This is a genomic window from Polyangium sp. 6x1 (assembly GCF_029946515.1).
In the GTDB taxonomy this organism is placed as follows: domain Bacteria; phylum Myxococcota_A; class Polyangia; order Polyangiales; family Polyangiaceae; genus Polyangium.
Map to the genome: position 1 here is coordinate 1 of NZ_JARZHH010000135.1, position 11,011 is coordinate 11,011.

An 11,011-nucleotide genomic window follows, 5' to 3' on the forward strand; every position below is an offset into this window, starting at 1 on the left:
CGCGCCGCCGCCGCTTCCGCCGGCACCGCCGCCGCTTCCGCTGCCGCCCACGCCGCCGCTGCTGCCCGCGCCTCCGCTGCCGCCTGCGCCTCCGCTGCCGCCCGCGCCGCCGCTACTGCCCACGCCGTCAGGCGTGCACACGCCGGCCTGGCACGTGCCGCCCGGGCAGGAGACGCCGTCGAGTTTGGCCGGGTACGCACAGACGCCGTTCACGGGATTGCAGGCGCCCTCCTCGTGGCAAACGTCGGGCGGCGGGCACGTGATGGGGTTCGAGCCGAGGCAAATGCCGGCCTGGCACGCGTCCATCTGCGTGCACGTATTGCCATCGTCGCAGGACGCACCCTCCGGCTTGACCGGCGCGGAGCATTGCCCGGTGACGGGGTTGCAAACGCCGGCATCATGGCACGCGTCGATCGGGGCGCAGACGATGCCGTTCGTCCCGACGCACGCGCCCGCCTGGCAGATGTCCGTCTGGCTGCACGCATTCTTGTCATTGCACGACGCGCCGTCAGGCTTCGCGGGGTTCGAGCAGCCGGTCACCGGATCACACACGCCGGCGACGTGGCAATCGTCCGACGGGGCGCAGACGACCGGGCTTTGGCCCGTGCACGTCCCCGCCTGGCAGGTATCCACGGTGGTGCAGACGCTCTGATCATTGCAGGGCGTGCCGTTCGGCGCGGCCGGGTTCGAGCAGATCCCGGTCTGCGGATTGCACGAGCCCTGCACGTGGCAGACGTCGCCCGGCGGAGCACAGACGACAGGGTCCGTCCCGACGCACACGCCGCTCTGACACACGTCTTTCAGGCTGCAAGCATTGCCATCGTCGCACGCGAGGCCGGTGAAAAGCGCGCACGTGCCATTCGCGGCGGCTCCGGCGGTGACGGAGCAGGCATCACAGGCGCCGGCATTGCACGCCGTATCGCAGCAGACGCCGTCGACGCAGAAGCCGCTCCCGCAATCGGACGCGCCGGCGCAGGCGGCGCCGAGTGGGGCGCCCTCGAGGCGGAGCTCGGAGCTGCCGATGTACAACCCGCTGCTCTGCCCGCCCACGAGGAGGACCGAGCCATCGCCGAGCCGCGCCGCCCCGTGGCGATGCCGCGCGCTGACGAGCGAGCCCGCCTGGGTCCAGGTGTTCGTCTCGGCATGGTACATGTCCGAGGTGTCCGACGACGTGACGTTGTTCGACAACAACCCGCCCGCGACGAGCACCAGGTTGCCCGGGAGCGACGTGGCCGTGTGGACGCGCCGCGCATTGCTCATCACACCCCCGGACGTCCAGGTGTTCGTCGCCGGATCATACACCTCCGCGGAGGCGAGGGCCCCATTGGAGGTGCTCGTCCCGCCTGCGACGAGGACCTTGCCCGACGGAAGCAGCGTCGCGGTGTGCTGCGCGCGCGCCGCATTCATCGGAGCGACGGCGGTCCAGGTGTTCGTCGCCGGATCGTAAATGTCGACGGAGACATAGGCCGACGAGCTCGTGTTCGGCGCGCCGCCGATGGCGAGCACCTTTCCATTCGGGAGCGCCTGGAGCGCGTGATTGACGCGCGGCACGGACATGAATCCGGTCAGCGACCACGTGTTCGTGCTCGGATCATAAACCTCCGCCGAGGCGATCCCCGCCTGGGCGTACGTGATGCCGCCCGAGGCCATCACCTTGCCATTGGCCATCAGCGTGACCGTCACGATGCAACGCGCGACGCCGAGCGGGGCCACCGTGGACCATGCATTCGTCGTGGGCGTGTAAACCTCGGTGACCTTGAGGCAATCCGAGCCCCCGTTCCAGCCTCCGGTCATGAGCACCTGGCCGGTCGCGAGGATCGCCGATTGCTGCCCGGAGCGCCCGTAAGCCACGGGGCCCGTGTACGCCCACGTCCCGGTGGCGGGATCGTAGAGCTCGCTGGAGGTCAGATAATTCGAACCATTGTGCCCCGAGGCCACGAGGACCTTGCCATTCGGCAAGAGCGCCGTGGTGTGATACGCCCGGATCGCATTGAGGGACCCGGTCGGGATCCACGCCGGATCGACGAGCACCTCCTCGCCGTTCGCGTCGACCCAGAGCTCGATCGTCGCGCCGCGCGCGACGAGCCGCGCCGCGACCGGCCGGCCCGACGCCGCGAATGCCTCCGGCGCCGTCACGCGGATTCGCGAGGCGCCGCGTTCGTCGAGGAGCTCCACCGCATCCCCCGCCTGCCGCACGTCCGCGCCCTCGATCGTCCACGTGACCGCCGCGCGCTCCGAGGCCGCGACGCCCTGCTCCAGCCACAACCATTCCTCGTAGCCCGACCCCGTCACCGTCCAGAACGAAGTCCCGTCCGCCCGCCCGTATGCAACCGCGTGCGCGGCGATCGCGCCCTCGCCTGCCGCGCCGATCTCGCGCACGTGCACCGAAACATCTCCGGGCAGCTCGAAGCGCACCGGATCCTCGGCGCGACGCGGGAGCCGCATCACGAGGCCGCTCGGCAAAGAGCTCGTCTGCGCGTGAACCTCCTCGATCGGGGCCTCGCCCGGGAATGCCGGCGAGCGCGCCCCACGCGCCTTTTGCGCGCCGCTCGGCTCCGGGGAAAACCCCTCGTCGTTGCCCACGAAGAGCGCGTCCGCGTCGAGGATCCGCGCCGCCTGCTCCGGGAAACGCTCACGCAGCGCCGTGGCCTCGCGAAGGATCACGCTGGGCGCGAATTCGGCGCTCCCGAAGCTCCCCGGCGCGTCGGGCGGCTCCTCGACGCTGCACCCCGCGCCGCCCCAGGCGGCGCCGAACGGAAGCAAGAGGAGCGGCCCGAAGAGGGCGCGCCGGAAAGGGCGAATCGATTGCATGGCGGTGGATCTCCTGAAGCAGGTCGAAGGTACCGATCGAAGACCCGGGGACGCGCGGCGTCAAGCCCCTCCGGCGTCAATGGTCACAGGCCCGCGCTTTCGTATCGCACGGAAACGACCTCGACAACGCTTGACGATCCCCGCGAAACTCCGTGAGATGAATGCCTTCCCCCGCCATGCCGGCGAGGGGCGCGCGCTGGAGATTGTCATGCTTTCGAAGATCACTCGTTCGACTTCATTCGCCGTGGCCCCCGTGCTCCTGGGCCTCCTCGGGGCGTTCGCGCTCATGCCGGGCTGCGGCACGGATCCCGGCCCGGGGGCGAGCGGATCGTCCTCCTCGGGGACCGGCGCGGGCGGCGCGGGCGGAGGCACGGGCGGCGTCGGAGGCACGGGCGGCGTCGGGGGCGCCGGCGGGAACGGCTGCGTCGCGGAACCAAGCCCGCCCTGGGATCCGACCGCCGGATGGACCAACTTCAAGGAGAGCGCCGACACGCAGAAGATCTACGTATCGAGCTCCGACGGCAACGACAACAACGACGGCCTTTCGCCGGAGAAGGCCGTCAAAACGGTCGCCAAAGGCAAGCAGCTCCTGCGCGACGGCTACCCCGATTGGCTGCTCCTGAAGCGCGGCGACGCCTGGAACGAGGGGCTCGGCGGCTGGACGCTGTCGGGCCGGAGCACGTCCGAGCCGATGCTCGTCTCGACGTACGGCGACGCCGTGGCGCGTCCGCTGCTGAAGACGGGCGCGAAGCGGGCGCTCTTCGCGGACGCCGGCGCCACGCTCCAGCACCTCGCCTTCGTGGGGCTGCATTTCCACGCGAACACGCGCGACCCCGCGAGCCCCGATTTCGTGGGCCCGGCGGGCGACGAGGGCGTGATGTGGCTGGCCCAGGGCGGCGACCTGCTCTTCGAGGATCTCATGGTCCAGTCCTACACGGGAAACATGAGCATCCAGGGCATTCAGGGAAAAATCAACAACGTCCGGGTGCGCCGCTCGGTCGTCGTCGACGCGTACGAGATCGAAGATCCGGATCCGAGCGTGAGCACCGACGACTCCGAGGGCCTCCTCGCGGCGAACGTCGACGTGCTCATCGTCGAAGGGAACGTCTTCGACCACAATGGCTGGAATTCGCAGGTCCCCGACGCGAACGCGACGATTCACAACCACAACGTCTACATTGAGTCGTCGTGCTCGAAGGTGACGATCCGCGGCAACATCTCGACGCGCGCGGCGAGCCACGGCATCCAGGCGCACGCGGGCGGCGTCGTCGACAAAAACCTCGTCCTCGACAATCCCGTCGGTGTCGCGTTTGGCTTGACGAATGGCTCGGGGAACCCGGTCCCGGGCGGCGTCACGGGCGCCGTGACCGGCAATGTGGTGCGCGACGCGGGGGATGTGGCGGCGGCGGAGACCCGCGGGGTCGGCATCCAGATCGGAAACATCAAATCGGCGGTCGTCGAGGACAACATCCTCGCGCACGACGCGACCGCGGGCAATGGCTACATCGCGTTCGAGCTCACGCGCAAGACCGATCCGATGCAGGTGCCGGACGAGGCGATCTTGGACCTCACGATCCAGAACAACATCGTCTACGACTGGCGCGGAGGGATCCGCTTCTCCACGACGGCGCTCACGAACGTGAAGGTCGAGGCCAACGATTTCCAGTCGCCGCTCCGGGGCAAGGAGCTCGCGCGCTTCTTCGACCAGCCCTACAACGCCGGCGTGACCTTCCGCGCGAACCGCTGGTTCTCCAGCGACGCCGAGACGAGCTGGTTCAAGTTCGGGAACGGGGCGGGCCAATCGTACGTCGAGTGGCTCACGACCTCGAAGGAGACGGAGTCCTCGAACGCGGCCGTGTCGTACCCCGATCCGGAGCGCAAGCCAGGCACGTACCACGCGGCGCTCTGCAAGACGGCCACGTTCGACGCTTACATCACCGAGGCGCGCGCGCAATCTCGTTCCAATTACCGGTACGAATACACGGCGGAAGGCCCCCTCACGTACATCCGCCAGGGATTCGGCAAGGAATAGCAGGTCACCGCGTCCCTTCCCCTCCCCCGGAACACGCTTGACACGCCGGGCGAAGTTTGTCTTGCTGCCGGCATGCCGCGCGTTCTCCGTTCGCTCTTCCTCGCGCTCTCCTTTTCGCTCGCGGGCTGCACGGGCGCCTTCCGCGGCACGCCGCTTTCGGAGGTACCGAAGCCCGCCGCCGTGACCGCCCGCGCCACGACCGCCGAGCCCGACGGCTTGCGCGTCGTCACTGCCACGGCAACGCGAATCGCTGAGGAGGGCGTGTGGCTCGCGGCCGACGAGGAAGAGCTGCGCTCGCTCTGGAATGCCATCGGCGCGGAGGGGCCTCCTCCGCGCGTCGATTTCGATACCCACGTGGTACTCGGGTCTTCGTATCTGGGCGGCGTCTGCGAGCCGGAGATCGACACGGCCGAGGTCGACGCCGCGGGCACGTTGAGGCTCCGCACCCATCCTTTGGGCCACGTGGAGTGTATTTTGCTCGGCGTGTACCTCGCGCAGGCCATCGCGGTGCCTCGACGGATCTTGCCCTCGCGTTTCGTGTTCGTCGCGCCGGACTCGGGCAAGCCGTACGCCCTCGATTTGCCGGCGGCGAAACCGAGGGCATCGGCCGCCTCCCGTGGGGCGCCTCCGATTTCTTCTCTCGAACGCCCGTCCCTTCCCGCCCCGCTCGGCGTGGTCGCGCTCCCTCCGCAGGGCCATATCGCGCTCCGCACGCTCGACGATGGGCGCGCCGTGTGGGTGGTGGCTCATCGATCGGGCGCCATCTCGGTCCTTTCCGCCGACGAACCCAGGTCCAGCTATTCTCCCTGGCTCCGCAAAAAGGTGGAATGGATCTCCAGGGTCGGTCGATTCGGCTCGGAACACGATGCGGCCGGACGCTCGGTTCACGGCGCCGCGCCGCTCGAAACACGCGTCTTCGCGCGGCAGGGCGACGGGCGTATCGCCATCGGTGAGCCCGCCCCGCTCGCGCCGGGCCCCATCGAGCCCCGCGCCGAGGCCCCGACGCTGCAAGGTTCGTCTGAGCCATACACAGACTTGCCGCTCCTCCCGCTCGACGCAATGCCCGAAGGCCGCGTGGCGCGGGTGGACAGTGACCTCGTCTTCGGACTCTCCGGCCCCGCGCGCCTCTGCAACCTGCCGACCGTGGACAAGGTCCTCGATCACTTCCCGGGTTGTCCCGAACATGCGCCCGCGGTCCTGGGTTCGCCCTCGGAGCCACGCCGCGGGGTGACGTTCATGCAAGCGCCCGTGATCGTGCGGCGGCGCGGGGGCGCGGTGGATCTCGCCATCCTGGGATCCGACGGGACCGGAGGCCTCGCGTCAAACCCCCTTTTCCCACCCGCCCCGCGGGGCGATTCGCGCGCGCGGGGCGCGTTGACGATGGGCGCCCCCGTGCGCGGAACCACGAGCGGCGCGAAAGACGGCGTGTCCCCTGCCTGTGTGCCCGTGGGCGGCGCACCGGACGAGACCTGGACATTCACGGCGCCGCGCGCCGGGCTTTATGCTTTTCAGCTCGACAGCGATTACGACGGCGCGCTCGCGGTTCACGACGCGGACGGGGCGCTCCTCGCTTGTAATGACGACCGGCACAGCTTGGTGAGCTCGTCGCTCGTGCACATTTCCCTCGCGCAAGGTGCGCGGGCAAAGGTCGTCGTCGATGGGTTCGGCGGTCATCATGGGGCGTACACGCTCTGGGTAAAGGAGGAGGCGCCACTCGCGCATGGAGGTGTGCTCGTGCTCGGGCGCGAGGTCGCGGGGGATACGTCGAAATCCACCGACGATCACGCCGGGCACTGCACGTCCGATGGCAACGACGACGAATGGCTCTTCGACGCGGAGGACACCACGTACGTTTTCCGCCTCGAGACACCCGGCTGGACGGGCGTGCTGTCCGTCCTCGCCGAGGGCACATCGATGCCGCACCACTGCACCCGGGAGCCCTCGCCGTCTTCTCCGCTGGTCACCGAATGGGCTCTCGCGCCGAAGAAATACAAGGTCATCGTCGACGGGCCCAGCGAAAAGGACGCGGGTCCCTATCGGCTGCGGGTGGAACGAAAAGCCCCGTAGATGCGGGAGGACCTGGACGCGCCTTTGACGTCCCGCCGCGCGGCCCGACGTTGCCAGGCATGAAGCTCTGGCGCAGCGCGATTTCCGGCCTGGTCGTTTCCTCCCTCGCCATGCTCGCCGGGTGCGGCGCGGATTCCGCGGTGACCGAGCACGACGAGATCCGCCTCGAAGCCTCGTGCTCCACGACCAGCGCGCGCGCGGGGCGGCTCGACGATACGTTCGGCGTGAACGGAATGGCTCGGGTGAGCTTCGGGGCCGACGATGACGGCGGGTATTTCGGGCTGGATGTCGCGGGGGATCGCATCCTCGCGGCGGGCTGGGGCGCCGGGGGGCTCGGAGGCGTTCGTTTCCGTCTGGCCCGATTCATGGATTCCGGGAGGCTCGATCCGACGTTCGGCGAGCAAGGCAGGGCCCGCGCGGGATTCGCGGCGTCGACGGCGGACGACGCCCGCGCCGTCGCCGTGGGTCGCCAGCGCGACGGCGGGATCGTCGCGATCGGATACCGGGACAAGTTTCACGGCGAATCCGCGAACATCGCGCTCGTCCATTTCATGCCGGACGGGTCGGTCGGGGGCGCGAGCTTCGGCACCGAGGGCAAGAGCCTGATCGACCTCGGCGGCGACGAATTCGTCCTGGATGGCCTGGTTCTTCCGGACGACAAGATCCTCGTGGTGGGTCGGCGTGGCGCGGTGCTTTTCATCGCGCGCGCGACCGCGAACGGCGCCCTCGATACGACGTTCGCCTCGCCGCACGGATACTTGACCCTCACCCGGGGCTCCTCCGTGGAGGCCCAGTCGGTCGCCCTCGACGCGAGCGGGCGCATTCTCGTGGCTGGCACCGCCGACATGGGCGGGAAACACAACATGGTCGTGCTCCGCGCGACGGCGGACGGCGTGTTCGACCCTTCGTTCGGGCGCGACGGCGTGGTCGTCGTCGGGGACGACGGAATCGACGAGCGCGCGGTGTCCGTCGCGCCCGCGCCCGACGGCGCCATTGCCGTGGCCGGCGACACCGGCCCGAGCGACAGCCCGGAATTCGTGGTCCGCCGTTTCCTCGCGAACGGCAGCCCCGATCCCGCGTTCGGCACCCGGGGCCGCTCGGCGTGGCTGCGCGGGGCGAGCGCGATGAAAGCCGAGGACATGGTGGTATTGCCGGGCGGCGGCATCCTCGTCGTCGGCAACACGACCGAAGGCGTCGGGCCCACCCTCGTGCGGTACACGTGCGACGGCAAGGTCGACAGCGCGTTCGGCGTGCACGGCATCCAGCGGGTTTACCTCGGCGAGACCGGAATCCTGCATACGGTCGGGCTCTACCCGGGAGACCGGATTCTCCTCGGCGGCGCCGATGTCGGGATGAGCCCCGGGACGGGGACGTATGGGGTCGTCGTTCGTATGTGGATGTGACGAAAAGAAACGGCTCCCCCGCGCGGGGACACGTGTGTTATGGGACAGCATGCTCCCTCTGCCGACCGAGGACGCAGCGCTGCCCACGATCCACCAGCTCCTCGTCCGGTTCGAGGAGGCGCTCACGCGGCTCGGCGGTCGCCCGAGCGCGCTCGAGCTCGAGCGCCCGACGTTCCTCGTCCACGAGGCCATGTCGGGGCTCTCCCGCGAATTCCACAGCCACGCGCACGTGCTCACGCTGACGGAGGGGATGAGCCCCATCGAGACCCTCGCGGGCATCTTCCACGACGTCGTGTACGTGCAGGTCGACCAGGGGTTTCCACGGATGGTGAGCGACCTGCTCCGCCCCCTGCTCACGCCTGTGGACGGGGCTGGCTATCGGCTCGGCCTCGGCGTGCTGGAGGACCCGGCCGCGGCGCTCGTCGCCCGGATCTTCGGCCGCGAGCCGGGCGACGAGCTCACGCCGCTCTCCGGCCTGAACGAGCTCGCGAGCGCGTTCGTCGCCGCCAAGTGCCTCGCGCCGTTCCTGCCGCCGCGCCACCTCGCCGAGATCGCCGCCGGGATCGAGGCGACGATTCCGTTCCGCGAGTCGGCCGCGTACGATCGCCTGGCCTTGCGCCTCGGGGACCTCGCGATCCCCGGGCTCGACGCGAATGCCTGCGAGGACGCGGTGCGCGCGGCGGTCCGGCTCGCCAACCGCGACGTCGAGAACTTCGCCGAGGCCGACCCGGCGCGTTTCCTGGGCAATACGTGGCGGCTGCTCCCCGAGACGAACCCCGCGCTCCACATGCCGAACGTCTATCGAAACGGAGAGTATCGGATCGCCTTGCAGCGCATGGAGGGCTTCCTGTCGACCCTCGCCGCCGAGCGCGTCTTCCACGCGTTCCGCGGCGAACCCTCGCCCGAGGTCCACGCCCGGCGGATCGACCAGGCCCGCCGCAACATCTCGCTCGCCGTGCGATATCTGCGCGCCAAGCTGTATACGATCGCGCTCATCGAGGCTTTCGCCAGCGCCACCGGCGGCGACGCCCCCATCGAGCTCTTCCTCGGGCGCATTCCGGACGAGAACAACACGAACCCCGTGCGGGCCGAGCTCTTCCTCCAGCCGGCGCCGGATGCGGCCTCGGACCTCGATCCCGTCCTGCTCCGCCTGCTCGAAGAGGGCCGCGCGAGCCCTTCGAGCTTCGACCTCGGCACCTCCCCGTACACCGCGTTCCTTTACCGTGCGTTCGGCGAGCGCGCGCTGATGGAACGGCTCGAATCGACGCGGCCGTGGATTCGCGGGCGGGTCCCGGCGCGTGATTGGCTGACGACGCAGGCTTGCCCGCCGATCGCCGCGCTCGCCCGCGCGATCGCCCGCGTCACCATGACGAGGCGCGAGGCGCTCGAAAAGCTCGCGGATGGGATGGGCAGGGCGGTGGGCTGACTTGCGGCTGACGCGAGGCGTCGATCTCAGGGGCGAGCGATACCGTTGACGTGACGCCCTGGACACGCGTAGCCTCTCTATGCCAAGCGGGATCTCGCGCGGGTTTTTCCCCGGCAGAGGCCCCCGCGAGGACGAGACGCCCCATGAGGTTTCGCACGCTTCGACGCCTGCTCGCGGCTACGGTTCTGGTGGGTGGCCTCTGCGCCGTTTCGAGCGCGGACGCGGCCGTCCCCGTGACGATCACCAACCAGGGGCGGCTCTTCGACGCGAACGACGAGCCGATCAACGGCTCGCTCACGGTGACGTTCGCGATCTACGACGCGGCGAACGCGCAGACGCCGCTCTGGAGCGAAGAGCACAAGGTCGACTTCGACGAGGGGTTCTACTCGGTCTCGCTCGGCTCGATCGTGCCATTCGACAAGCTGTTCGACGGCTCGGTGCGATACCTGGGGATCACGATCGACAGCGATCCGGAGCTCCTGCCGCGCGCGCCCATCCAGAGCGTGCCTTATGCGCTGCTCGCGAACGACGTGAACGGGGACATCCACCCGACGAGCGTCACGATCAACGGGACCGAGGTCATCAACAACAACGGCGAGTGGGTCGGTCCGCCGACGGGGCTCGTGGGTCCGACGGGTCCGCAAGGTCCGGATGGTCCGGTCGGTCCGGCGGGTGCGACGGGCGCAATGGGTTCGGTCGGGCCGATGGGTCCGACAGGCGCGGATGGCGCGGTGGGTCCGGTGGGTCCGATGGGTCCCGCGGGGCCGATGGGGCCGGCCGGTGCAATGGGTCCGGCGGGTCCGATGGGGCCGATGGGTCCGGTGGGCCCGACGGGCTCGACGGGTGCGACCGGCGCTGTGGGTCCGATGGGGCCGATGGGCGCGACGGGCGCGATGGGTCCGCAGGGAGCTGTAGGCCCCACCGGCCCGGTAGGACCCATGGGCGCGCAGGGTGCGACGGGTCCTCAAGGGGACGTCGGACCCATGGGACCGACGGGTGCGATGGGTCCGCAGGGGGACGTAGGCCCCACCGGACCAGTTGGACCCATCGGTCCACAGGGTATGACCGGTCCTCAAGGGGACGTCGGACCCATGGGCCCGACGGGTGCGATGGGTCCGCAGGGGGACGTAGGCCCCACGGGACCGGTTGGACCCATCGGTCCACAGGGTATGACCGGTCCTCAAGGGGACGTCGGACCCATGGGCCCGACGGGTGCGATGGGTCCGCAGGGGGACGTAGGCCCCACGGGACCGGTTGGACCCATCGGTCCAC

General features: G+C 69.7%; 6 protein-coding genes. 5 read left to right on the forward strand and 1 reads right to left on the reverse strand.

Annotation, left to right across the window (positions count from 1 at the left end; all coding sequences use genetic code 11):
• The coding region (locus QHF85_RS48625) for a kelch repeat-containing protein (RefSeq protein ID WP_281334383.1) at positions 1–2,811 on the reverse strand (2,811 nt) is incomplete at its 3' end.
• Between the two features lie 208 nt (positions 2,812–3,019).
• Here QHF85_RS48625 and QHF85_RS48630 point away from each other — a divergent pair.
• The 5 genes from QHF85_RS48630 to QHF85_RS48650 form a co-directional block, all read left to right on the forward strand.
• Positions 3,020–4,843 carry a right-handed parallel beta-helix repeat-containing protein gene (locus QHF85_RS48630; protein WP_281334384.1) on the forward strand — a complete coding sequence of 608 codons (1,824 nt, stop codon included), beginning with the start codon at positions 3,020–3,022 and terminating at the stop codon, positions 4,841–4,843.
• 72 nt (positions 4,844–4,915) lie between these two features.
• The gene (locus tag QHF85_RS48635; RefSeq protein ID WP_281334385.1) at positions 4,916–6,910 is read left to right on the forward strand and encodes a hypothetical protein; all 1,995 of its coding nucleotides are present in this window, start codon (positions 4,916–4,918) and stop codon (positions 6,908–6,910) included.
• A 59-nt stretch (positions 6,911–6,969) separates the two neighbouring features.
• Positions 6,970–8,313 carry a hypothetical protein gene (locus tag QHF85_RS48640; RefSeq protein WP_281334386.1) on the forward strand — a complete coding sequence of 448 codons (1,344 nt, stop codon included), beginning with the start codon at positions 6,970–6,972 and terminating at the stop codon, positions 8,311–8,313.
• 49 nt (positions 8,314–8,362) lie between these two features.
• Positions 8,363–9,739: a hypothetical protein gene (locus QHF85_RS48645; protein WP_281334387.1), complete on the forward strand. Its 1,377-nt coding sequence runs from the start codon at positions 8,363–8,365 to the stop codon at positions 9,737–9,739.
• Positions 9,740–9,882: 143 nt separating this feature from the next.
• Positions 9,883–11,011, forward strand: a 1,129-nt coding sequence (locus tag QHF85_RS48650) for a collagen-like protein (RefSeq protein WP_281334388.1), incomplete at its 3' end; no start/stop codon positions are given.